Annotated in this window: 20 protein-coding genes; 2 read left to right on the top strand and 18 right to left on the bottom strand. The window is 34.2% G+C overall.

The features are described 5' to 3' along the window. Positions 1–8: 8 nt before the first annotated feature. Genes MQX03_RS03660 through pepE form a run of 4 tightly spaced genes read right to left on the bottom strand, consistent with a single transcriptional unit; the run spans position 9 to position 4,168 of the window. On the bottom strand, positions 9–1,166 hold the full coding sequence (locus tag MQX03_RS03660) for a sensor histidine kinase (RefSeq protein ID WP_242801589.1): 1,158 nt from the start codon (positions 1,164–1,166) through the stop codon (positions 9–11). A gap of 7 nt (positions 1,167–1,173) precedes the next feature. Continuing rightward, positions 1,174–2,547: a D-alanyl-D-alanine carboxypeptidase/D-alanyl-D-alanine endopeptidase gene (gene dacB, locus MQX03_RS03665; RefSeq protein WP_242801590.1), complete on the bottom strand. Its 1,374-nt coding sequence runs from the start codon at positions 2,545–2,547 to the stop codon at positions 1,174–1,176. Positions 2,548–2,594: 47 nt separating this feature from the next. Continuing rightward, positions 2,595–3,470: a hypothetical protein gene (locus MQX03_RS03670; protein ID WP_242801591.1), complete on the bottom strand. Its 876-nt coding sequence runs from the start codon at positions 3,468–3,470 to the stop codon at positions 2,595–2,597. Between the two features lie 5 nt (positions 3,471–3,475). Next, entirely contained in the window at positions 3,476–4,168 is a 693-nt protein-coding gene (gene pepE / locus MQX03_RS03675) for a dipeptidase PepE (protein ID WP_242801592.1), read from the bottom strand. Positions 4,169–4,355: 187 nt separating this feature from the next. Here pepE and MQX03_RS03680 point away from each other — a divergent pair, with 187 nt between their 5' ends. Beyond that, a complete protein-coding gene (locus MQX03_RS03680) occupies positions 4,356–4,913 on the top strand; it encodes a tetratricopeptide repeat protein (protein ID WP_242801593.1) in 558 nt (185 codons plus the stop codon). 774 nt (positions 4,914–5,687) lie between these two features. On the opposite strand, the gene MQX03_RS03685 is transcribed toward MQX03_RS03680, so the two are convergent. The 6 genes from MQX03_RS03685 to MQX03_RS03710 form a co-directional block, all read right to left on the bottom strand. Further along, a complete protein-coding gene (locus MQX03_RS03685; RefSeq protein WP_242801594.1) occupies positions 5,688–7,127 on the bottom strand; it encodes a glycoside hydrolase family 30 protein in 1,440 nt (479 codons plus the stop codon). 95 nt (positions 7,128–7,222) lie between these two features. After that, entirely contained in the window at positions 7,223–8,035 is an 813-nt protein-coding gene (locus MQX03_RS03690; protein WP_242801595.1) for a glycoside hydrolase family 16 protein, read from the bottom strand. A gap of 191 nt (positions 8,036–8,226) precedes the next feature. After that, entirely contained in the window at positions 8,227–10,449 is a 2,223-nt protein-coding gene (gene bglX, locus MQX03_RS03695; RefSeq protein WP_242801596.1) for a beta-glucosidase BglX, read from the bottom strand. A 65-nt stretch (positions 10,450–10,514) separates the two neighbouring features. Next, positions 10,515–11,945, bottom strand: a complete 1,431-nt coding sequence (locus MQX03_RS03700) for a glycoside hydrolase family 30 protein (protein WP_242801598.1) — start codon at positions 11,943–11,945, stop codon at positions 10,515–10,517. Position 11,946: 1 nt separating this feature from the next. Next, positions 11,947–13,491 (bottom strand): RagB/SusD family nutrient uptake outer membrane protein, encoded by a 1,545-nt coding sequence (locus MQX03_RS03705; protein ID WP_242801599.1) that lies wholly within the window; start codon positions 13,489–13,491, stop codon positions 11,947–11,949. 11 nt (positions 13,492–13,502) lie between these two features. Continuing rightward, a complete protein-coding gene (locus MQX03_RS03710; RefSeq protein WP_242801600.1) occupies positions 13,503–16,412 on the bottom strand; it encodes a SusC/RagA family TonB-linked outer membrane protein in 2,910 nt (969 codons plus the stop codon). 176 nt (positions 16,413–16,588) lie between these two features. Here MQX03_RS03710 and MQX03_RS03715 point away from each other — a divergent pair, with 176 nt between their 5' ends. After that, entirely contained in the window at positions 16,589–17,770 is a 1,182-nt protein-coding gene (locus MQX03_RS03715; protein WP_242801601.1) for an MFS transporter, read from the top strand. 425 nt (positions 17,771–18,195) lie between these two features. On the opposite strand, the gene MQX03_RS03720 is transcribed toward MQX03_RS03715, so the two are convergent. The 8 genes from MQX03_RS03720 to MQX03_RS03755 form a co-directional block, all read right to left on the bottom strand. Next, positions 18,196–19,566 carry an SLC13 family permease gene (locus tag MQX03_RS03720; RefSeq protein WP_242801602.1) on the bottom strand — a complete coding sequence of 457 codons (1,371 nt, stop codon included), beginning with the start codon at positions 19,564–19,566 and terminating at the stop codon, positions 18,196–18,198. Between the two features lie 7 nt (positions 19,567–19,573). Further along, the gene (locus MQX03_RS03725) at positions 19,574–20,389 is read right to left on the bottom strand and encodes a DUF6920 family protein (RefSeq protein WP_242801603.1); all 816 of its coding nucleotides are present in this window, start codon (positions 20,387–20,389) and stop codon (positions 19,574–19,576) included. A 117-nt stretch (positions 20,390–20,506) separates the two neighbouring features. After that, positions 20,507–20,644 (bottom strand): hypothetical protein, encoded by a 138-nt coding sequence (locus MQX03_RS03730; RefSeq protein WP_242801604.1) that lies wholly within the window; start codon positions 20,642–20,644, stop codon positions 20,507–20,509. Positions 20,645–20,669: 25 nt separating this feature from the next. Further along, the gene (locus MQX03_RS03735; protein WP_242801605.1) at positions 20,670–23,174 is read right to left on the bottom strand and encodes a cation-translocating P-type ATPase; all 2,505 of its coding nucleotides are present in this window, start codon (positions 23,172–23,174) and stop codon (positions 20,670–20,672) included. A 36-nt stretch (positions 23,175–23,210) separates the two neighbouring features. Continuing rightward, complete coding sequence (locus MQX03_RS03740; protein WP_242801606.1) at positions 23,211–24,050, bottom strand: universal stress protein; 840 nt, start codon at positions 24,048–24,050, stop codon at positions 23,211–23,213. Positions 24,051–24,400: 350 nt separating this feature from the next. Further along, a complete protein-coding gene (locus tag MQX03_RS03745; protein ID WP_242801607.1) occupies positions 24,401–24,739 on the bottom strand; it encodes a cupin domain-containing protein in 339 nt (112 codons plus the stop codon). 40 nt (positions 24,740–24,779) lie between these two features. Continuing rightward, positions 24,780–25,340, bottom strand: coding sequence for a helix-turn-helix domain-containing protein (locus tag MQX03_RS03750; protein ID WP_242801609.1), 561 nt, complete (start codon positions 25,338–25,340; stop codon positions 24,780–24,782). 138 nt (positions 25,341–25,478) lie between these two features. After that, positions 25,479–26,150 carry a DUF6629 family protein gene (locus MQX03_RS03755; protein WP_242801610.1) on the bottom strand — a complete coding sequence of 224 codons (672 nt, stop codon included), beginning with the start codon at positions 26,148–26,150 and terminating at the stop codon, positions 25,479–25,481. Between the last annotated feature and the right edge of the window lie 2 nt (positions 26,151–26,152).

Here is a 26,152-nt window from a genome sequence, read left to right on the forward strand (position 1 = left end):
TTAAGAAATTATCCTTTTTTGATAATAATTCTAAAGGTCGTACCCTTGCCAACTTCAGTTTGAGAAATTTTTATATCACCGTTGTGGTATTCCTGCACTACTCTTTTGGCTAAGCTTAAACCTAATCCCCAACCACGTTTTTTTGTTGAATAACCTGGTTTGAAAGCGTTTTGAGCCTGATATTTTGTCATTCCGCTGCCGTTGTCTTTTACTTCTATTAAAATATTTTTGTTGCGTTCAAAAACTGACATTTGCAAAACACCTTCACCTTTCATGGCATCCACAGCATTTTTAACTAAATTTTCTATCACCCAGCTCATCAGTATTTTATTGTGCGGAACCAAAATATTGTACGTTGGAAGCAAAAGTGTAAAGTTTATTTTCTTTGAAATTCTTGTTTTTAAATAATCATAATTCTCCCGAATAGTTTCGTTAAAATTCATATCATTCAACTCGGGAACCGAACCAATTTTAGAGAATCTTTCAGAGATTGTTCTTAACCTTTCAATGTCTTTTTCTATTTCCTGTACACCGTCAGAATCCGGATTTTCAAGTTTCATAATTTCCATCCAGCCCATCATTGATGATAATGGAGTTCCAATTTGATGTGCCGTTTCTTTTGCCAAACCTGCCCAAAGATAACCTTCATCGGTTTTCTTTACCGTTCTTAAAAACCAAAATGAAAACAAGAAATAACAGAGTACAAAGAAACCTAAAAGGAAGGGAGAATATTGTAAATTATTTAGAATCTTTGAGTTATCATAATAAAGAAACTGGTTATTACCATTAGAAAATTCAAGTTCAATAGGTGGATATTTTTTCGCCATTCGCTTTGCCAAAGAAACAATCTCCTGATCATTATTATCATATTCTTTTGAAATGTTTTTGTGCTCGATGATCTGATCATTTTTATCTAAAATAATAACCGGAATTGAAGTATTTGAACTATAAATTGTCAGAAGTAATGACTGAACTTCCAAACTTGGTGCTGTAGCTTCCTGCTGAAATTTTATAGCACTCACCAAAATATCAACTCTTCGCACTTCCTCCTTTCTTAAGTAATTAATCACCAAAGTCGATGCAATAACAATTGCAATGACAACTAAGGTCATCAGAGAAAAAATAAACCAGTTGTTGAATCTGGAAAATATGGATCTTTTTTTCAATTAAATTTTATTTTAAAATATTTAAAATCTTCTGCAATTCGCTACTTCCGCTTCCCTGATAATTATTGATGATAATGGCATAAATATATTTCTTTCCATCTTTTGAAGTGTGATAACCTGCGTAAGATTTTGTATCTCTCATCGTTCCGCTTTTCATTTTCATACCGTTGTCCTGAGTAGGAAATCCGTCGTAATAAGATTCAAACCAAGGTTGTTTTTTAGCATAAATTAAAGCCTGAACTTCTGCTTTTGCCGAAACATAATTTTGTGGTGAAAGCCCGCTTCCGTCAGCGAAATTAATCATATTTGAATTAATACCTTTTGATTTCCAGAACTCTGTAAGATAAGCAATTCCGCTTTTGAAATTGGGGTTACCTTTTTTCTCTTTTCCTAAAGTTTTAATTAAATTTTCCCCATATAAATTCACGGATTTTCTCAGAAACCAATAAATGATTTTATCTAAAGTTGGCGATTCGTAAGTAAGAATAATATTGTTTTTCGGAAATTCTATAGCTTTCTTTCCTTCAATTTGAATTTGAGAATTTGTTAAAACTTTTCCTGAAAACTCAACTCCGGAATCTTTCAGCCATTTCTGAACTTCAACTCCCAATTGCAACGGCGGATTGGGAACAGAACCAGAAACCGTTGTCACTTTTCCTGCGGGTAAACTTCCATTAATTAAAGCTACATCAGAATATGGTGCTGTGAAAATCAAACTTTGGTCTGAACTTCCGCTTGCTTTTAAATCATTCAGCCATTTAATTCCAGCTAAAGGATAAGAGAAACTTTTAAAATCTGTTCCGTTGATGTTAATGTCAAACTGATTTTCGCGCCAATTAACTCCCCAAACTCCGGCTCCGTAATAATTTCCCAAATCATCCCATGGCCAACCTCCTGGAATCGTCTGATGGTCAAAATAAGAATCATCAATAATCAAATCACCCGAAATTTTTGTAATTCCTGATTTTTTGATGGCTTCTAACAATTTTTGTTTGAAATTTTCAGGCTTATAGCCTTCATAACGCCAACTTCCCAATGTAGGATCTCCGTTTGATGTGATGAAAAGATTTCCGTTTAAACTTCCATTAGAAATCGTTCCTGAGTATGCTGACGTCGTTTTGTAAGTGTAATTTTTACCTAAAGTTTCCAAAGCAGCGGCTGCAGTAAATATTTTTTGCGTAGAAGCCGTTGATAAACCTTTACTTCCCTGATATTCGTAAACTAAATTCCCGCTTTCATCTGAAACATAAAAAGATAGGTTTGATGAAACTGCCAAAGAAGAATTCATTAGATTTTTTGTAGCATCATCTAATTTTTGAGCAATATTTTGAGCAAAAATAATTTGTGTGGAAAATATGATTATGGCAAACGATTTTTTCATGAAAGAAATATTTATTCAAATATAATTTTAAATTATTGCAATTTTATTTATAAATCCATTTCTTGCAACTCTTTCTTGTATTTTTCGAGTTCTTCATCATTAAAGAGAAATTTAAAATCCGGAAGTTTTTCAAATGATTTGTCAAACTGTCTAACTTTTTCGTCGTCATCTTCATCAATAAAAAGATCCATCTGGATTTCTTTTATGTATTCCAATTTATTGTCATAATATTTTAAAAGAGAATTATTCCATGATTCTTTAATGCATCTTAAGCAACGATTTTCAAAAACTGATTTATATCCGCAAATTTCACAATCTTTTAAATTTTCGAACATTGACTTAACATATGTTTTATCTTCAATTGAAAAAAGATGCTGAGGAATTGAATTTAATAACAAATAAAAATTAGGTTCCCAACGGGCAAAGTGGAATGTTTTTTCTCTATCCGTAAACGAAGATGAAATATATAATGTCATTTGGCTGTAGGAATTCCGAACATCAATTCTACTAATTTCATTAGTATTAAAAACATATTTGTCATTAATTTTCACATCATCATTATCAATTTCAAGAATATTAATCGTTTCCACATAATGATCAAAGCATAGGGTTGTTTCCCAAGAACTTACAAATCTACCTTTTCCTTCCTTTCCGCATTTCTCACAAGTTTTTCCTGAGAGTCTTATGTATTTACTTTTAATTTCCTGAATCTTTTTATTTAAAGCTTCATCAGGAGATGAAATGTAGCAACGTAATCCTCCAAATTTTTCTTTTCCAAATACTTTTTCATCTAAATTCCAACCAGTAATACAGAATTCATATAGCATTTCTCTAATTAACGAATGCCACCCTGAACCATTTATCGAAAAGTTTGATAAATTGCTTTCAATAAATTGATTTATTGCGTCTTTAGAAAATTCCATGATGATTAAAGTTCTGTTCCTGATTCAATTTCGTAAGGCTCTTTCCCTTTCTCAAAAATTCTCGTCAGCTCGCTTCCTTCTACAGTAATTTTACTATCAATTCTTCTTATCCAGTTTCCTTCACGAAGTCCAACAACTTTGATGTCGTTTTGGGTTAAAAATTCTTTGATACGAGTTTCTCTCGTTTCTCCATTATGTTTTAAATTAGGATTAGGATCGAGATAATGCGGATTGATATTAAAATGAACCAATCCCATACAGTCAAAACTTGAAGGATAAACAATCGGCATATCGTTGGTTGTTTTCATATTCTGCCCGCCAATATTACTTCCAGCGCTGCATCCTAAGTATGGCTTTCCATTTTCCACATTTTGCTTTAAAAAAGACATCAGGTTTTCTTCATGCAGCGTTTTAACTAATAAAAATGTATTTCCACCGCCAGTAAAATATCCTTTTGCTGAATTTAGGGCTTCGATTTTATCTTCAAATTCATGCAACCCTTTTACTTTAATATTTATTGTTTCGAAAAAAGATTTTGCTTTTGCGGTGTAATCATCATGTGAAATCCCGCCGGGTCTTGCGAATGGAATGAAGATGATTTCGTCAATTGCTTTATATAAATCAATAAGTTCTTCTTTTAAATATTCAAGATATTCTCCGCCAAAAATTGTAGAAGTTGAGGCTAATAATATATTCATAAGATGAAAGATAATAGGTTTGTTATGAAACAAAGATAAACTCAAACAAGGTAAGAATCAAAAAATACGCTAAAAAAAGTCTGATAACTGTTAATACCTTCAAAAAAAACTTAAAGATTCTAAAACTTTCCTTGTAATGGAATTATTCTTGAACTTCAATATTTACAATTTTAAAAATGTAAGAAATATGAAAACGATTAAAATTAATACTAAGCAATTATTTGTAGGTTTAATGATGATAGGAAGTACAGGAGCTCTTGTCGCCCAAACTTCGCCAAAAACAGACAGTGTGAAAGTTACTGCATCTACAGCTCAGGTACAAACAAATCCCGTGATTGAGGGTTTAAAAAAACAAATTGAAGCAAATCCGAAAGATACGGAAGCATTAGCAAAATTGGCTACAGCGTATCAGGATGCATCAGATTGGACAAATGCAGTGGATACATGGAAAAAAATATCTGTTTTGTTACCAGATTGGGCGCCTTCTTATTACAGCCAAGCTTATGCATATCAATCTGCTAAAGATGATGCCAATGCAAAACTTGCATACGAAAAATATATCGCGACTGTAAAACCTACAGAGATCGAACAGAATAAGAAAAATCTTGCTTATGCGTACTTTTATATTGCGTTTGCAGAACAAAAAAGCGATCCTACAAAAGCAAAAGAACATATTGCTAAATCTATAGAATACGATCCTACAAATCAGGATGCTGTAAAACTCAACCAAGCTTTAAATTCATAGTTAAAAATAAAGCCAAGGCAATAGCTTTGGCTTTTTTGAATAAAATAATATTGAAATATAAATTTATTGAATTCTTTTTAAAGGAATTCCAATAATAGTATTCGAGGAAGTGGTATTACTGGAGGAATTAGTAGAGTATGCTACAATAGACATTGTGTAATATTATCATCTTCAGTATTCATGATTTTTAATGAATCCATATTTCATCCACCGTTCTTGGAAATGCTTTAGCATTCATGCATACCTTAAAAAGAAAATAACAGAAAATGCCGATTGTTTTTTTTAATATATCGCACTCCAGCTCTGCATCTTTAATTTTTTCTCCAATTCGTGAATTTTTTCCTGCTTCGGAGTTAGTTTAAGATTTCCATTTCCAGGAAAGCTTCACTCACCAAATTCCTCATATTCTTTTCGACATTTATAAAGAAATGTAGCTTTAAAGTTCTCGAGCTAATTACGAGATATTGTTTTTTTCACTGCTCAATTGAATGGCTTTTGTTTTAAAAGCTGGATCATAAATTTTTCGCTCTCGTTTCATAAGTTAAAATTAAGGCTTTATGCTTAACTTGGACTGGACGCTAAATTAGGATATCCAAAATCCTAATTTATATTAAAAGCATAAGCAATCTAACACAAAAAACAATTCTTAATAATTTTCCGGAAATAATTATAATTACAGATCAGGCAAGATTATTTTTCATATACTCTACTATCGCCAAATCGGCGGCACCAAAGGTGCCGCCGATTCTGATAAAAAAATATTAATATGAAGTGTTATAAAATTACAGTCTGTATAGAGTGTGCAGGTGCAGACAACTTCGCCGACATTCCTTCGATCCAAAGATTGGTGTCAATATCATTGTCGGAATCATTCATGATAACAGTGACTAACTGTCCGTTTTCATTCATAAAAGTTGTTGAAGTTAAAGCAGCTCTATTGGATGAACTTCCGATTCTTTGAGCATTTGGTTTAATGAATTTGGAAACGTGACCAACATAATAATATTCATAAGTATAATGAACTTCCCCTGTTTTCGTATCTGCAATGATCGGTGCAAAACAGAAATTCCCAACATGATTCGGTCCGCCTGTTTCGTCTAAAAGAATGTTCCAATCAGTCCATAAAGCGGTTCCTTTATTAAAATCGTTGATCATATTTCTTCCGTACAATTCGCCTAAACTTACGTCGTAAATTTTAGACATATCAAATTGCTCCTTACAACCTTCTGTAAAAGCTAAAAACTTATCAGGAAAAGCTCTTTGCGTTTCTAGTAAATTGTCGAATAACTGAGTTTTGTTATTCCATGTTTCATACCAGTGATAGCCGATTCCGTGAGCATACTTTGAAGTTTCAGGATCGCTTAATGTCGTTGTTGCTCTTTGATAAATCAAATCACGGTTATGATCCCAAATCATTACTTTTTTATCTTTAAATCCGTTTTTCCAAAGGGTTGGACCTAAATTATTTTTCAGGAACTTCCCTTCTTCTTCAGCCGTATAAATACAAGATTCCCAGCTTTGCGTTGCCATCGGTTCGTTTTGAACTGTCAATCCCCAAACATTGATCCCTCTCTTTTCGTATTCGTTGATGAATTTCACATAATAATCTGCCCAAGTTTGGTAGAAAGCATTTTCCAGTCTGCCTCCTTTCAACATACTTTTGTTAGATTTCATCCAAGCCGGTGGACTCCAGGGAGAAAAATAGAACGTAAAATCTTTTCCAATTGCCTTTTGAGCTTCTTTAATTAATGGAATTTTATACTTTTCATCATGAGCAACATTGAATGATTTTAAAGAATTGTCATTTTCTGTAACATAAGTATAAGAATCGCTTGAGAAGTCACACGAGTTCATATTGGTACGAACAACTGTATATCCCAACCCATTTTTTCCATAATAAGCTTCAAGAATTTCTTTCTGTTTATTTTTTGGAAGTTTATAAAAAGTTTCAGCCGATGCATCTGTGATCGCACCACCGATTCCGATAAGTTTTTGATATTTAAAATCAGGATCTACAAAAACACAGGCATCTGTTTCTTTTGGCTGATCCATCTTTTCAAATTTCACCGTTCCTTTATCAACCATCTTTTCGTTGGTTTTAGAATTGGTAAAAATTACTTTTGCTGTTTTTTCTGCATTCTTTTTCCAATAATCCTGAGCATTTGCATTAAAAAAAGCTCCTACTACAAAACAACTTACAATTAGCTTTTTCATTTATTTCTTCTTTCTATTTTTCTATATTAAACCACCCCGTCAAAAATTCCTTGAATTTTCGCCACCCCTCCAACGGAGGGGAATTTTCGCAACTTTTATTTTTTATTCTGATAGACCCTTACATAATCGATATAATATTTTTGAGGGAAAATAGAATCATCAATTCCTTCTTTTCCGCCCCAAAATCCACCGACTGCTAAATTTAAAATGATGAAATACGGCTGATCAAAAGGCCAAGATTCATATGTCTTTTCTTTATTTTCATAGGTGAAAAACTTTTGATCATCTATATAAACATCAATTTTTTCAGGTGTCCAATCTACTTTGTAAATGTGAAATTTTTCACTAGCATCTTTTACAAACAATGTATCAGTTTTTTGAGTTCCGATAATGTGATTGTACTTTTTGGTATGCACGGAAGCATGAATATAACCTTGATTAAAACCAACGTGTTCCATAATATCAAGCTCGCCGTCATCGGGCCATTCTTTCATATTTTCGCTCATCATCCAGATTGCAGGCCACGTTCCGCGACCTTTAGGAAGTTTAGCACGGACTTCAATTGTTCCATATTGAAAGGAGAATTTTCCTTTCGTTAACAATCTTGCCGAAGTATATTTATTCTTTTCCCAAATTTCTTTTTTAGCTTCAATGACAAGATTTCCGTTTTCAACTCTAGCATTTTCCAAACGGTTCTTTGTATAAAACTGAGATTCATTGTTACCGTAACCGTCACCACCAACATCATAATTCCATTTTGTGGAATCTGGTAAACCATTTCTATTAAATTCATCATTCCAGATTAATTTTCTGCTGGAATCTGGTTTATTTGAAGCACAACCTTCAACACAGAAAGCCAAAGCTCCTCCGATGATTAATTGAAAAATATGTTGAAGTTTTATTTTCATGATTTTAAGATTAAACTTTGATTTTGTCATTCTGAGGAACGAAGAATCTCTATTCTATTTAAATAAATAGATTCTTCACGCCGCTTTGATTCGTTCGGAATGACAAACAATGCTTTCTATTAATATTCTTATAAAAAACGCTAAGTCCTCTACCAACAAAAGCGGGTTTCATCCCGCTCTCTCAGTATTTTTTATTTTGTCCAATCAATTCTCTTCGTCTGAACATTTTGAGAATCGGTTCCAACCATAATGTCAAATTCTCCGGCTTCCCAATCATAATTCAATTCATCATCGTAAAATTTTAAATTTTCCGGAGTTAATGTAAAATTGATTGTCTTACTTTCTCCTTTTTTAATGAAAACTTTTTGGAAACCTTTCAATTCTTTAACAGGTCTTACCACTTTCCCGACTAAATCTCTGATGTATAGCTGCACCACTTCTTCCCCATCATAATTTCCGGTATTGGCAACGTTTACGCTGATATTCAAAGTCTGATTTCCTTTAAGATTTGTCGAACTTAAATTCATATCAGAATATTTAAATTGAGTATAGCTTAAACCATAACCAAACGGAAATTTCGGATCGTTATCCAAATCTATGTAAGCGGAAACGTAATTTCTATCTGTATTGTTTTTTGCAGGTCTTCCTGTGTTGTAATGATTGTAATAAACGGGAATCTGACCAACTGTTCTCGGAAAACTCATCGGCAATTTCCCACCAGGATTTACTGTTCCGAAAAGTACATCTGCAATTGAATTTCCTGCTTCGGTACCCAACCACCAATTGTACATAATTGTAGGAATATTGTCTGCCGCCCAGTCAAAAACCAAAGGTCTTCCAGCGTTGATCATTAAGACGATCGGTTTTCCTGTTTTTGCAATTTCTTTCAATAAATCTTCCTGAACTCCCGTGAAATGGAGATTACTCCTACTTTTCGCCTCCCCACTCATGGCGTGACCTTCACCTAAAGCCATGATGACAACATCTGCTTTTTTTGCAGTTTCTACCGCTTCAGCAAACATCGATTTATCCTGATCATCAACGTTAGCGCCTTTTGCGTATAATAACGTTGAGTTTTTGTCTAACTGATTTTTAATTCCGTCAAACTGAGTAATGATTCTTTGATTATCATCTTTAAAAGCAACCGACCAAAAACCGTGATTGGCAGTGGTTTCTTTTCCAAAAGGTCCGATCAATGCTATCGTTTTCGTAGTTTTTGAAAGTGGAAGAATATTTTTTTGATTTTTCAATAAAACAATACTTTTTGAACCAAATTCTCTCCCAAATTTTCTGTTTTCCTGATTATTTAATTGCTCTTTCTGTCTTTTTTCGTTGCTGAATCTGTAAGGATCATCAAATAATCCCATCTCGAATTTTTTAACCAAAATCCTTCTTGCAGCATCATCAATCAACTTTGGATCAACCTTTCCTTCCTGAACCAACTTTGGAAGTTCAGCCATGTAGGCACGGCTTTCCATATCCATGTCGCTTCCGGCAATGATTGCTTTTTCTGCAGCTTCTTTATTGTCTTTTGCGTAACCGTGAGGAACCATTTCTCCGATACTTCCCCAATCTGAAACCACAAAACCTTGATAGTTCCATTTACCTTTTAATAAATCTCTTAAAATATATTTGTTAGCCGTCGCCGGAATTCCGTTGATGTCATTAAAAGAATTCATAAAAGTGGCAACACCTGCTTCTGCAGCCGCTTTGAATGGTGGCAAATACGTTTCGTGTAATTGTCTTAAACTCATATCAACAGAATTGTAATCTCTTCCGCCAACTGCTGCTCCATATGCTGCGAAATGCTTTGCACAAGCCATTATTGCATCAAGATTTCCCAAACCTTTTCCCTGAAAACCTTTGATTCTTGCCAAACCAATTAAAGTTCCCAAGTATGTATCTTCACCCGAACCTTCCATCACTCTACCCCATCTTGGATCTCTTGCAATGTCAACCATCGGTGCAAAAGTCCAGTGAATTCCGTAAGCAGAAGCTTCTGTTGCAGCAATTCGTTCAGATTTTTCGATTAATCCCAAATCCCAGCTTGCAGCCTGACCAAGATTTACAGGAAAGGTAGTTCGGTAACCATGAATCACGTCTTGACCGAATAGCATTGGAATTTTTAATCTTGATTTTAAAGCTAATTCCTGAAACTTTTTGGTTTCTTCTGCTCCTGCTACATTCAGCATAGATCCCACTTTGCCTTGCTTTATTTCATTCAAAACATTTGCAGAGTTGGAATTCTGAGGGCCTGTTGCATATTCAAACCCACTATATTGAACGAGTTGCCCTACTTTTTCTTCCAAAGTCATTTTAGATAAAAGCTCAGAAACTTTCTGGTCAATTGTTTTTTGTCCAAAGGCATTGAGTCCAAATGCTGTAAATGCTAGTATGAAATAAAGTTTTTTCATTTTAATTTATTTTTTGCTGGAACCTTTAATAATTTAAAAATTGCTTGATTGTCTTGCATATGATTTTAAAAAATATAGGTAGCAACCGAACTTCCTGTAATGACTACGGGAGCTGTTTTGTTTTTATATTTAATATTGAAATTTTCGTCTGTCTTGCTATAGTTCTGAACAATCAAAACTGTTTTTCCTTCAGGAGTTTTAAAGGCTACTGTTGAAAGGTTATCTGTCTGCGTTGAGGAAATTCTCTGAGAATTGGCAGGAACAAATTTTGATGCATGGGCAATAATATAATACGCCACATTTCTAGTAAAATTTTCTTTATCCGAAACTGTGATAGCACCTTTGCATTCTGTGCAACCTCCTGGAGTATGTGGTTTAAATTCAGTGTCGTTGGCAAGATTCCATTCTAAAGCGATTTTGCTCCAATTTCTCATAGAACCAATAACTACATTTTTGGTATGCCAGTTTAAATCTTCATTGAAGGTACCTTTTGCACCCGTCCATTGTTCTGTGAAATATAAATTCTTATTTGGATGAGCATTATGAACAGTGCTCAATGCTGAAATATCACCTTCGTATAAATGAAAAGCTGAACCGTCAATATATTGGTTTGCTTCAGCATCATTTAAAATATTAATGGCATATTCGGGTTTGTTGCAATTATGATCGTAAACGACAATTTTAGTTTTAATCTTGTTTGACTTAAAAATTGGCCCTAAACTTTGCTTAATAAAATCTCTCTGCTGGTCTGAAACCATCAATAAACTTGGGTTATTTCCGGGATGTAAAGGTTCGTTTTGAGGAGTTATCGCATCGATTGTAATTCCTTCTTTCTGCATTCCCTGAATATATTTTACGAAATATTTAGCATATGTATCGTAGAATTCAGGTTTTAAACTTCCACCAATCGATTTACCATTATCTTTCATCCAAACCGGTGGTGACCACGGAGCGGCAATGATTTTTATTTTTGGATTGATGGCTAAAATTTCTTTTAACATCGCAATTAAATCTTTATCTCTCGCCAAACTAAATTTAGATAACGTTGGATCAGTTTGACCTTGAGGTAAATCATCGTAAGAAAAAACTTCGCCATCCAAATCAGATGCGCCAATGCTTAATCTTAAATAACTTACAGCAATCGAATTTTTATCATTTCCGAAAAGTTCATTTAGCAAAGCTTTCCTTTTGGATGCTGAAAGAAGGTTGATTACTTCAACACTTCCGCCTGTTAATGTATATCCGAAACCGTCAACATATTGAAACTTTTGAGTGTCATCAATTTCAATATTCTGAAAATTATTAGATGTATTTACAAAACTGCTTGGAGTTTGCTGTTGTAATTTTACACTTTCATCACCTTTAGTAAGCCAAATTTGAACTTTATTATCTGCCGTTGAAACAGACTTGCACGAGGTTAAAGATAAAAGTACCACACCGCTAAATAGCAGTGCAGTACTCTTTAAAAAGAAACTATATGATTTTTGAAACTTCATTTTAATAATTAGGATTTTGTACTAAAGCTGTGTTTGTAAGCTCGTTAAAAGGAATTGGTAAAATTTCATTTTTACCAGCGGTAAATCCTCTCGCACCTAATTTTGCAGGAGCATCTCCCCATCTTACCAAATCAAAGAATCTGTGACCTTCACCAGCCAACTCTCTTCTCCTTTCGTCTTTTATAGCCTGCATAGAAACTGGAACTGGTGTTAATCCGACTCTTGCTCTTACTGCATCTAAAAGCGCCTGAGCTCTTGATCCTGATCCATTTAATGCCTCTGCTTCCATTAAATAGGTGTCTGCTAATCTAATTGCCATATAATTTTGACGGAAGTTTAGTTCTGGTGTACCTGGCAAAGTAGATTTATCTGCTTCTCTAGGCATAAATTTATTCAAGAAATATCCTGTATCTCTATATCCTCCTGAATACGTGATTTTGCCGTCCTGAACTAATTTTTTAGCATTAAAAACAGTAGCATCCAAACGAGGGTCACCTTGCATGAAATTAAATAAGTCAACAGTCATCGGATTGAAGCCCCACCCTGAAACCATTTCTGGAGCATTATTAGCCGGAGCACCTTGGGGAGGTACTACTTTACCATACGAAATAATTCCTATCATTTGATTAACCGAATTCCCTTCATCTTTTCCTGAACCCCAAAAACTCCAATCTGAATTTCCTTTGTTGGTGTGCATTACTTCCAAAATAGATTCTGTGGTAAATTTGTTGTCAATTACCCATAAATCTGCAAAATTACCAACAAGTTTGTAACCGTATTGGCTTGTACCTCCGGGAGTTCCATTCACCATCTCGAATTGAGCTGCTGCTTCGCTGTATTTTTTATTATACAAATAAATTTTACCCAAAATAGCACGTGCAGTTCCCTGCGTTATTCTACCTTTCTCGGCACCATTTGCGGTCATTGGCAAATCTCCTATAGAAGCTAATATATCTGCTTGAATCTGGGTATAGATATCTGCCACATTTGCTTGAGGAATGTTATAGTAATCATCATTTGATTTGATAGGAATCAGAATTAAAGGAACTCTACCAAACATTCTTACCAATTCAAAATAGTATAGAGATCTAAGTGTTTTTGCCTCTGCTACAAATCTTTTTCTGGTCTGATCATTCATATTTGCATTTGGAATTCTGTCAATCAAGAGATTTGCTCTTGCAATCCCTTGATAATAATCTCTCCAATAACTTGCGGGCATAATAATAGGATTAATAGTGAAATTTGACATTCCTTGAATACCAGCTCCGTCTGTAGAACTACCACCTCCTGAGAAAAAATCATCGGACGCTGCATTGAAAAATGTAACGTCATTTTCAAAACCGCCAGAATACTTTCTTAATAGATCATATACTGCCACTAATCCACTAAAGGATTGCTCTTCATTTCTAAAGTAATTTTCTGTATCAAATGTTCCTGTATTTTTTACATCTTCAAGATTAGAATCATTACAAGAAACAGCACCGAAAGTTGCTCCTGCTAAAAGCAACACCGATAAACTTTTATATAAAAATCTTTTATTTTTCATTTTTTCTTTAATTAAAATTGAACATTAGCACCAAAAAGGAAAGTTCTTGACTGAGGATAATATGCTCTGTCTATACCAAAAGTGTCACCTCCGGCAATTTCAGGATCATAACCTGTATATTTTGTAAATGTAACAAGGTTTTCACCCGTAACATAGAATCGTACTTTGCTTGCACCGATTGTTTCAGAAATATTTTTAGGTAATGTATATCCAATCTGTACTAATTTTAAACGTAGATAATCACCTTTTTGAAGATAGTAATCAGACATTCTTGTATAGTTTTGATTAGGATCATCTCTTGTTACTCTCGCAATATTATTGGAAGTACCTGCACCTGTCCAACGATCTAAAATTGCAGTTTGGTAATTAGCATCCTGAATATCTAATCTTCTTAAACCTTGAAAAATTTTGTTTCCTGCCTGCCCTTGAGCAAAAAGCATAAAATCAAAGTTTTTGTAGTTCATGTTTAACGTAAATCCGAAGGTGTATTTTGGAACAGAGTTACCCAAATTTACATAATCATCTTCTGTAATTCTACCGTCACCATTCACATCTGTACGTTTGAAATCTCCAGGTTTTGCATTAGGCTGAATTAAACCTCCATTTGCATTTTTATAAGCATCAATTTCTGCTTGTGTTTGGAAAATTCCTGCATTTTGATATCCGAAAAATGAACCATAAGGTGCGCCTACTTGTAATCTAGAAACTGCTCCCATAGATTGAAATGATGCGAAATTTTCAAAGATTTTGTCATCTTCTAATCTTGTAACCTCGTTTTTAAGATAGCCAAAGTTTCCATTAGCAGAGATTCCAAAATCATCCCAGTTTTTCTTGTAACCTAAGCTAACTTCCAAACCGTCATTCTGCATATCACCGATATTTCTCCACGGGTTATTCGTAACTCCTACATAACCAGGAATATTTACCTGTCTTAAAATATCCGTCGTTTTTTTACGGTAAACATCAACAGTTAAGTCAAAATTTCTAAGTAATTTTAAATCAATAGCAAAGTTAAGTTGAGAAGTTCTTTCCCATTTTAGGTCTGGGTTTTCTAAGGTACTTGGTGCATAACCTATGTTGATATTATTGTTTCCAAAAGAATAGTTACTTCCCGGAACCAAGAAACTTGCAAATTGGAAATCATTAATTGCATCATTTCCTAAAACTCCATACCCTCCTCTCAGTTTTACACTGTTAACAATATTATTTTCTTTCCAGAAATTTTCATTAGATAAATTCCAACCTAATGACATTGCCGGGAAATTCCCCCAGTGATTATTTCTACCAAATTTTGAAGAACCATCTCTACGCATTGTTCCTGTGAACAAATACTTATTTCTGTAATCATAAACTACTCTGGCAAAATATGAAGTCTTATGAGTTTCTTTCCCATCCCAGGCATTACCCGTTCTGTTTTCCGGAGCGATATCAAAATTGAATGATGCATCTTCCCAATTATTAACAGGAAGATTGGTGTAGGTTGTATTCTGACCTGATGCAATATTAAATTCGTAATATCCTTGACCCAATAAAACGTTTAAGTTATGATCTCCAAACTTGTTTTGATAATTAATGGTATTCTCAGTATTCCAGTCAAATCTCTTTTGTGTTTCTCTAAAAAGACTGTTGAATGTGTCATTCTTAAAAGATGGACTTAAATAAAATTTTGGACTGAAACCTTGATTTCCCCAATATGATAATTTTCCGTTGATACTAGATTTAAAAGTGAAATGATTTAAAAACTTAATCTCTGCAAAAACGTTTGCAATAAAATCGTCGGAGTATCTATTTTTTCCCAATTGAGTCTGTTGAAATGCTAATGGGTTAGACATTTCTTTATTTACATAATGTGAAATTCCGTAAGGATTACCCATGTCATCTCTCAATATAAATGGGTTGTTGTAGTCACTTGGAAAAGGTTGATTAGCAATTCCATTCGTCACTGTCAAAGGAGTAATAGGATCCAAGTTAATCGCTGAACTTAACGGACCACCAAATTCACCATTCTCGTTAATACCTTGCGCTTTTACATGAGTGTAAGCTAAAGTCTGTCCAATTGTTAACCAATCAAGAACTTTGTGAGTTGAATTGATTCTTGCATTCAATCTTTTGTAGTTGGAAATATCACGCATTACAATACCTTGTTGCTCATATAACCCGAAAGATGTGTAAAATGTAGATTTATCACTTCCTCCACTGATGCTGAAATCATGAGAAGAACGTTGAGCACTGTTAAAAATAACATCTTGCCAATCTGTTCCTTTACCATATGATGATGGGTTTGAAAACAAAGGGCCTCGTCCGTCATTCACATTTGCTTCATTCATAATTGTAGCGTACTGAGAAGCATCCAATAAATCAAGTTTTTTTGCAGTACTTCCAACACCGAAAAATCCGTTGTAAGAAAGGTTCAATCTACCTTTAGCGCCTTTTTTAGTGGTAATAAGAATTACACCTCTTGCAGCAGAAACTCCATAAATTGCAGCAGACGCTCCGTCTTTAAGAATTTCCATTCCTTCGATATCAGCTTGGTTAAGCCACGCTATGTTATCTACAACAATACCGTCTACAACCCAAAGCGGATCATTACTTCCGGCTCCAAAACTGGTAATGCCACGTACTCTTACAGTTGCAGTCGAACCTGGCTGTCCTGAATTGGATATTACAGAAACACCGGCAGCACGACCTTGCAGAACTTGCTCTGGTCTACCCGCAGGAATATCTTCAATATCTGAAGCTTTTAAACTTGATATTGCTCCTGTCACATTACTCTTCTTCTGAGTACCGTAACCAATCATTACTACTTCCTCGATTTTCTGCTCCTTCTGAACAGTGTCTGCAGGCGTAGTCTGTGCATTGAAATTTGCCGTAAAATAAAGTGCGGCGATAATTCCTAAACTTCTTGATATTTGTACATTCATATACAGTTAGTTTTTTAATTCTCAAATTGAGACAATAAAAATATATATTTTTTTGATTAATTAACATTTATTTAATAATTATTTTAATATTTCCACTATTTTTGGGGTCTCAAAGACATAAATACGTGGTAATAATTAGTTAATATTGACTTAAAAACGTTAAAAACAATCCCCAAATGAGTGTTAAGCAACCCAATATTTCTCTTCCGCTGAAGCTTACCTTCCTTGTTTTTTCAATGGTTTTAAACTGTATGGGGATTGTGATACTGCAGCTTTCAGAACAAAATATCACATACGATAAATTGGGATTCTTAGAATCTTTTAAAGATATACCGATTGCCATTTTTTCACTTTTCGCTGTTAATTTTATCAGCAGATTCGGGACAAAAAAATCATTGATCTTTGCATTAATGTTAGTCGGTACTTGCTCATTATTTTTACCCTTTGTTGAAGTATTTTGGTTTTTTAAGCTGTGGTTTGCGATTATTGGGACTTGTTTTGCGATTGGAAAAATCTGTGTTTACGGGATTATTCGAAATAATATGACCGAAGAAAAATCTTTAGCAAAAACCATGAACAGTGTAGAAGCATCTTTTATGATTGGTATTTTCACTGTTAATACAGGATTTGGGTGGTTGATTTCAAGTCAATTTGGAGAATATTGGAAATTTGGATTTATATCTATTTCCCTCATTTCTTTTTTCACGGTTTTCCTTTTTATAAAAGCTAAAATTGCTGAACCGGAAAATAAAAGCAACAAAATCCTCCCAGACTTATCTGAATTTGGGAAATTGCCTTTTATCCTTTTTTTTGCGGTTAGTTTTTTTATAATTTTTATCGAGCAGAGCTTTAATTCTTGGCTTCCAGCTTTTTACAAAGACCATTTGAAAGTCAATTCTTTTTTTGCGCTGCAGGCCTCCTCTTTTCTAGCACTTTTCTCCTTCACAGGTAGAGCAATTACATCAAAGATTATTCATAAATTTTCATTGTCCAGATATTTCATGATGTGTTTATTAATGATTATATTTTTACTGATGGTCATCTCAGTAATTCAATTTAATTTTACAGAACATCCGAAAGTTCTGTTATTTCTATTTCCAGTCATCGGATTGTTTCTCTCACCTCTATATCCGGTGATTAACTCGAAGATGATTGCTAAAATTGATAAGGATAAAATCAATACTTTCACTTCTCTAATTGTAATTGTGTCCTCAGTAAGCAGTTCTTTAAACTCAATGACGATTTCATTATTGTTTAAAAATCAAATACTTACCTATTACTCTCTTTACATTTTGGGAGCAGTAATTACGGTTTCTGTATTAGCCTATTTTTATTTTAAAAATAATGCATTTAAGTAAAGATAGCAAAAAGGGCGAATTATGGCGGGGATAAAAGGTCTTTGAACATTTTGTGATTGATATGATAATGCAAAAAGTAATAGAACGAGGTTAGAACCAAACCTAAGAAAAACGGGATGGTTGCCATTATGGGCAGAATCACCCTTAATGGTAAAATATCGCAGTTTAGTACAAAGCAGGAAATAGACCCTCTTAAAGAAGGACAACAATGTTACGCCGATAAGCTAAAAAATATATCTTTAGGTTTTGGTTTGTCTTTATTTTTCTCACGATGTAAATATGTATGTCATAGTGGTTGCAGAAGTAACCGCTTTTTACAAACAAGAAAAAAACACCTTTCTTTATTTTCAAAATTTGTTCGTTCTGTAATTCTTTTCAAGTAGACTGATTTTAAATGTATGCAAAGATTGTAGTAAAAAGTATTCTCAATAAAATATCAGGTAGAAAAATACCGCTAAGATTATTGAGAAAAGTAGATTCAGCAGCAACCCGACTTTCATCATATCTTTCTGAGGCACTGATCCAGTTGCGAAAGCCATAGCATTTGACGGCGTACCGGCGGGCAACATAAAGCCATAAGATGCTGCAATAGTCGCAGGAAATACCAATAACATAGGATTGATGTTCAGCTGATTTGAAAGTGTGAAAAGTAGTGGTAGAATCAATGCAGCACTCGCCGTATTACTCATAAATTCCGTCATTATGATACTGAATATGATGATGATCCAGAGAAAGAGAAACAATGGAACTATTTTCATTAATCGTACAATCTCATTTACAAGTATCAATCCCAAACCACTCTTATCAATCAACATTCCTAAAGTAAGCCCACCTCCAAATAAAAGCAAAACGTCCCACTGTACAGAATGTATAATTTCTTTCCAATTCAATATGTTTGTAACGTAGATAAGAAAAATCGCAACAACTGCCACCAATGAATTGAAACCTTTCTCTATCTTTAGTAAGGGAGCTAAAACACTATCCAGCACCCATAATGTCACCGTAAAAATAAATATAGAAGCTATCATCTTAAAGGGAATTTCTTCATTTCTTACAATCGCCATTTGCCCTATACTGAGCTTTCTATCCGGTCTAAAGTAAAACGTCAAAATGATAACCATTAAAGGAAAAGTTATTAGGAAAACAGGCAGGGAATATCTTATCCACTCCAAAAACGATAGACTAAGGACAGCTGCTCCAATAGCATTTGGTGGTGAAGCTATCATTGTGATAACACCTCCGATATTCGCTGAATATGCAATTCCTAAAATTAGAAACTTTGATTCAGCTGTAATCACTTTAATTCTCAGTAATCCGAGCAATCCCAAACCTAATGGAATCATCATCGCCGTGGCTGCTGTATTGCTTACCCAACACGCACTTAGGGAAGTTGCCAACATTAGGAAAATCGCTGCTTTATAAAAATTTCCTTTTGAAAGCTGAATCAGTTTTTGTGCTAAGATTTTGTCGAGTCCATACCTACTTAGGGTGCCGGCAATGACAAAACCACCCATAAACAAAAAGATAATCGGATGCGCAAACTCTTTGAAAGAATCTTCAGTTGAACCCAATTGTAAAAATACAGCAACAACGGGAATCATCAATCCTGTAAGCGAAAGCGGAATAGCTTCTGTCATCCACAATACAGCGACCATAACCAACAACGCCAATGCTTTCTGAGCCTGGTGATTTTGAAAAATCGGAAAATTCAAAATGATAATAAATAGCACTACAGAAATACACAGGGGTATAATCTTAATCGTTTTTAAATTTCTTTCAATCGATATTTTTTCCATAAGATTTTTACTTTCCGGGATCGTATTTATTGTACTCTATCTTTTGAACTTCAAATTTTGCATAACTGAAATCTCCTGCAGATAATCTCCATATCACCTCCGCAGAAAAAGGAATTTTTACACTATCAACCTGCTTATAATTTGACATTTTGCAGAGCCAGGTTTCTCGTTTTTCATTCGTCATAAAACGTTCAGTTTGCATCGTAGTAATTTCTCCCATCGCATTAAAATTGACCATAAATTCAAATGATATTTCTTTATAATGGAATGACAATTTAGCAGAATTTTCATCTATCGCTGTCCATTTTACCATTTCCGAAGGCAACAGGTTTGTCGGAAACCAGACACTCTCTGCCAACCAACGTTGCAATTCACCTTCATCCAACATGCGTCCTTTGCTTTCAACAACCATAAATAGATTAAGTAACAATACTTTTAAGCTACCTTGATTGCCAATGTAATTGTCGATTGCGGTAAACGTTGTTGTTTCACCTTTCCAGATAAATTGCGGTTTTACAACTGAGAAGTATTGTTCACCTTTAATTTTAATGTAGTCTTTTTTAAGATCGGTTTTGAATACTCCGTTGTGCTTCAACCTGACAGAACTTATATATGGCTGTCCATCTTTTAAAACTAATTTAAAATAACGTTGAACAGGTTCGGGTAAATCATTTAATAGGCTGCTGTCATAGAGTTGACCCGAAATTTTCTCTGTATTTTTATATAAAACTGCAATTTGTTTTTTGAATTTCAATCGCATTGTGATTTTTCCAAGCAACAGGACAAGTAATAAGATTCCGATAATTGTAATTATGATCGTCATTTTAAAGTAATTTATATCTGTTTCTTATTGATGTCAATAGCGCAACAATGAGCATGGGTATGGAATAAAGCCTATAAACATCTGAAGCCATCCTATACTCACTGAATAAATAAGTCTCTATCTGTACAAAAGCAGAATAGTCCAATGGAAAGGTTCGTGATATTTAACAAACCAAGGTTGTGTATTATGTCCACTTGGAGCAAGTGATGCCAAGATTAAAATTTCCTTTTCATCAATATCGATTGAGAAATGCATTTTACTCTGATTACTATAGTGGTGATCATTTTATATTTAATTTTCGTTTCCAAACTTTAACCACCTCATACCATAATACCGAAACACATCCTACTCCACCTGCAATTAACACTTGCTGAAAACTCAAATGTTCCAGCGAGAAAAAATCGTTTACCGGTTTGACATATAAAATTACAACCATTAAAAAGATCGTAATTCCTGCTATAATGAGAACCAGATTGTTTTTATATTTTAATGTCGTAATGATAGAATAGTAAAACGAGCGATTTTCAAAGGTTAAACATAGATTTGAAGTCACCAAAGTCAGGAATACCATTGTCCTTGTCACTGGTTCACTAAATCCTTGGTAAACTGAAAACTGATAGATGAACAGTGTCCCAAGAGTGATCACCAAACCTTGGACAACACTTGTTGAAAGCTCTTTCCAGTTGAAAAAAGTAGTCTTGAAAGATCTTGGCTTTTGAGTCATTGTATTCTTCTCGATTGGTTCATTTTCATAAACTATAGAACAGGTCGGACCCATGATAAGCTCTAGAAATATGATATGGATTGGGGAGAAAATATTAGGATATATCCACCCAAATGCCAGTGGAACAAACACTGTGAGAATGATCGGAATATGAATAGAAATGATAAACTGAATGGCTTTCTTGATATTTGTATAAATTTTTCTGCCCATTGCCACAGCATCCACCATTTTAGATAAATCATCTTCCAATAAAATCAGTGAAGCGGCTTGCTTGGCGATTTCAGCACCCTTTTTACCCATCGCTATTCCAATATGAGCTGCTTTCAAAGCCGGACCGTCATTTACGCCATCACCTACCATCGCTACAATTTGGTGGTTTGATTTTAAAGCATTAATAATTCTAAGTTTGGCTTCCGGAAACATCCTTGTAAAAATGGTATTTGTCATTACACTGGTTTGTAGCACCTCATCATCTAATCTCATTAATTCATCGCCAGTAATACTTTTCTCATATCCCTTGAATCCTATTTGTTTTGCGATAGCTTCAGTTGTGGCAGAATTATCCCCGGTGATGATTTTTACGGCAATCCCCGCCTCATAAAAATCTTCCAATACCTTTTGAATATTCTTTTTAGGAGGATCATAAAATGCAACAACTCCTTTAAATTGAAATGATAGTTCCTGTTGCTTCTCCGGATATGAATTACCAATAAAGTCTGAAACACCTACACCCAAGACCCGGAATCCTTCTTTTGCCAAGAGGTTTATAGCAACATTAATCTGCTCCTTTTCCACTGGTTTAAGACTGGATACAGCCATCAAAGCTTCGGGTGCACCTTTGGCCACAATAATTCGATTACCTAATGTATTTTCAAAAATATGAGTCATCATCGGTGGTTTACCGCCTAAAGGATATTCGTGAATAAGTTGGTAATCCGAGCGTTCATCTTTTTTTACAGTTTCTTTATAGATTTGATGCAAAGCTATTTCCATCGGATCAAAAGGAATGGGTTCACTTGCCCACATAGCTTCCTCGACGAGCTGTTTTTCATCGTCGGACAGGAAGTCTTGGATCTGAAAAATTTTATTTGATGAGAGTAGGAATAGTTTTGCAACGCTCATTTTATTTTCAGTCAATGTTCCTGTTTTATCTGTGCAAATCACTGTAGCACTTCCCAGTGTTTCCACCGTTTTCATCTGTTTGACCAAAATTCCCAATTTCATTAACCGCCAAGCTCCTAATGCCATAAATGTGGTAAATGCCACAGGAATTTCTTCAGGCAAAATACTCATCGCCAAAGTAAGCGATTGTAACAAGCTTTGTAATATATCTTGTGTATTCCAATAATTAATTGCCCAGACGATTACAAAAACTATTGCTCCGGTGATTGCCATTTTCTTTACAAAATTTGCAATCTGTTTTTCCAGTGGCGTTTTTTCTTCGGAAATACTCTCCAGACTGCTTCCGATTTTCCCTAATTTGGTCTCGTTGCCAATAGCATTAATGATAGCAACCGCCAAACCACTAGCAACGGTTGTCCCACTGTAAATGAAATGGTCTTCTTTAGATTTATCTTTAAAAAGAGAAAGAGACTCACCTGTCAATATGGATTCATTAACAGAAAAATCATTAGAATGTATGATAGTTCCATCTGCCGTAATGAGTGTACCTTCTTCTACCATCAGATAATCACCAACCACTACATCTTGACTTTTAATTTCTACAACTTTACCATTGCGAATCACTTTGCAATTCGGCTGGGAAAGATCTTTCAGTTTCTCCAAAGCATTTTTACTTCTGGAATCTTGATACAAAGAAATGGACATTTGGAAGATGATTGCAACCGTCAGGAAAACACCATCTCCTACATTGCCACTTATAAAATAAATAAAGGCTGCTACCAGCAGTAAAATAAGCATCGGATCTTTTGCAATGCGGATTAAAGTATCAGTAAACGTGCTTTCCTTTTTATAATTGAGTTGATTTTTGCCATACATTTCCCTTGCCTGAATTACTTCATTGTCAGCTAAACCTTGTATATTGAAATTATCAGTTGACATTGGAAAGCTCATTTTATGTAAAATATTAAAATTTCTCTATGATTTATTAAAAACCAACAACGGAACTTTTGTCTGAAATGCATACTGCGCAGAGTTGCTGGAATAAAATATTCTTTCAAACCAATTTTTAGTTCGCCCGGTAAACATTATCAATACTGATGGAGAAAATTGCATATTCTCAACAGCCGTCTCGATAGCATCTACAAGATGAACACTCTTATCTTTATCAATAATATGTATATGTACGGGATAATCTGTTAATTTTTCTATTTTGCCCTCTATCTCTTCACGATGTTTATTTTCCTCTGATTTTGATGTGAAGTGTAATAATTCTATCGAAGCATTCAAAGCTTTAGCAAAAGCTACAACTTCCAATATTTCATTTTTATAATCATCAAGGTCTGATGCGTAAAGAATACTTTTAATATCATTAATCTTATAATCATAAGGGACTACAATTACGGGTGTCGCAGAATGGTTAATAAGGTTTGCGGCGATGGTTCCTATAATTTTTTCTAACTTACCCGCTCCTCTTGTACTGATGCTTATATAGTCAAAAGTATGTTCTTTAGCATATTCGATAATACAGGCATTTGGCAAAACAGAGATTTCTACAATACAATCAATTGGTACAATCTGTATTTTTGAGCTTATATATACATCTTCTACAAACTTCAGAAGTTTGGTACGTATCATATCTTTTTGTTCGTCTTCGTACTCATCCATTCTCACAGCATCCCAAGCGGAAGGCGTTTGTGGATGGTGGACATTAAGAAAAGTAAGATGGTAATTATTTTGATTTGCTAATTGCATAGCGAAGATCAATCCTGCTTTTGAATGTTCTGAAAAATCGGTTGTAACAAGAATTTTTTTCATTATTTTTAATTAAGATGTATTGATTATTAGTTGTAGAAATTATTAAAGTTTATATAATTTGGATGAACTGAATTATTGAAAGGATATAGATCTAAACCACTATATTTAGTGTTGTGCATTTTTATTAAATACTAATTGACTTCTTAGCCATTGAAAGTGTTAGTAAAAAGAAACTATCTTTTAATGCTTTTACACTGTGGGTAATATTTTCATGCAAAGCAATCATTTGCCCTTTTTCCAGTAAAGTGTTCTGAAGTTCTGTTGCAAATTCTATTTGCCCTTCTAAAACAAGAAACTCTCATTTAGGTTATTATCTTTCATAATTTGATTGTTGTGATTAGTCCCAAATTTCAATCATATCCGCTTTTTATAATCGTTAATATCATCTTGAAGCGCTCGTTCGCTTTAACAACATTTGGCTTGTGAGCAGGAATAATGATAGATTGCCCAGTTTCTAATAAAAAGGATTTTCCGTCAATAAGAATTTCCGCTTTGCCTTCTATGATTTGTGCAAAAGTATCAAAGGGTGAAGTTTTTTCAGTTAAACCCTCACCGCTGTCGAAAGACATGACGCTGATGTTTCCTGTTGATTTCTTCAAGATAGTTTTACTTACGACGGAATTTGGTATGTATTCAATAATCTCCACACTAATGAAGGTTTTTGATTTCTCGATTTCGTTCGGTTCCATAATTGAATACTGATTTGTTATTGATTAATATTATATCGTATCAAAAATCTTCTAGATTTTGTTTTCTTTTTTGTCCCAACTTTTTAAAATACGAAGGTGTAAGACCTGTTATCTTTTTGAATTGATTGGATAAATGCGCAACACTGCTGTAATTAAGCTGATAAGAAATTTCAGAAAGATTTAATTCATCATAAAGAAGAAGTTCTTTTATTCTTTCAACTTTATGCAAAATGATGAAATGCTGTATTGTAATGCCCTTCACCTCAGAAAATATATTGGCGAGGTAAGTGTAGTCATACCCTAATTTTTTGCTGAGAAAATCTGAAAAATTTTCATGCGGAATCTCATCTGAATAATGAATCATCTCAATAATCACCGTTTTTATTTTTTCGATGAGAATACTTCTTTTATCATCCAGTAGCTGTAATCCAGATTTTATTAAAATTGCAGCAAGTTGCTCTCGTTTTTTAATACTGGTTTTTTCACACGTTTCTACCAATCCAAGTTCTAAGGAAAAGTATTTTATCTTTAAGGCTTCCAGAGCATCCTGCACAACCATTTTGCAACGAAGACTGACCATATATTTGATGTATAACTTCATATCGTGTTATTGGTGTTTGCATTATATAACGATTATTAAGATATTTTGGTCAAAATGAATAAGGATACGCCTTACAAGAAATTCAGAAAAAAAGAAAGATGTGACCAGGTCAATTATATCAAAGGTAGTCGTTTTAAACTAGGATGCACCAATATAAACTTTTATATTTTCAGAAGCTCTTATGTCTCTGATTATTAAATATATAGACAAACTGATAATTGCTGAGAAAAAACACCAGACAGACAAAACATAATGCTCATAAAAAATCGCTGAAACAACATAAGATATGACTATGGCAACACCGAAGATCCAGATTTTTCTGATCGAAGAAAAGAAAGCCGGAGCTACTGTGGCAACAGCATACAAAACAGTACCATAGCCTCTGAAGATTGAAGGATAATCTTGAATATATCTGATATGTCGACCTTCTATTTTTGCGTCTACATTAAATGATAATAAGCAACACGATAAATATACACTCACCATTATACCAGTAGCCAGAAAAACTTTCAGAATCTTCTTCTTTTTGTCATTCTTCTCATGCATTAAGATTGATAGCGGAACCCAAAAAGGCCAAAGAATTTGCGCAAAAAACAAAAACAGACAGGTAAATACTTTCTGCGTATTCCGATAATCAGGATTGGAAATCGTAATCCACAAAATCCCTTCCGCTATTTGCTGAACCCCGAATAGTAATGGAATACTCGCAAATAACTGTGTCGAAGGATGTGGCGTTTTTTTGAGACAAGCGATACCAATTACGGTAAGAACGACTCCTGATGTAAAACTTGCATTCGCTGAAAAACACATAT

The organism is Chryseobacterium aahli, from assembly GCF_022699665.1.
GTDB classification, from domain to species: Bacteria; Bacteroidota; Bacteroidia; order Flavobacteriales; family Weeksellaceae; genus Chryseobacterium; species Chryseobacterium aahli.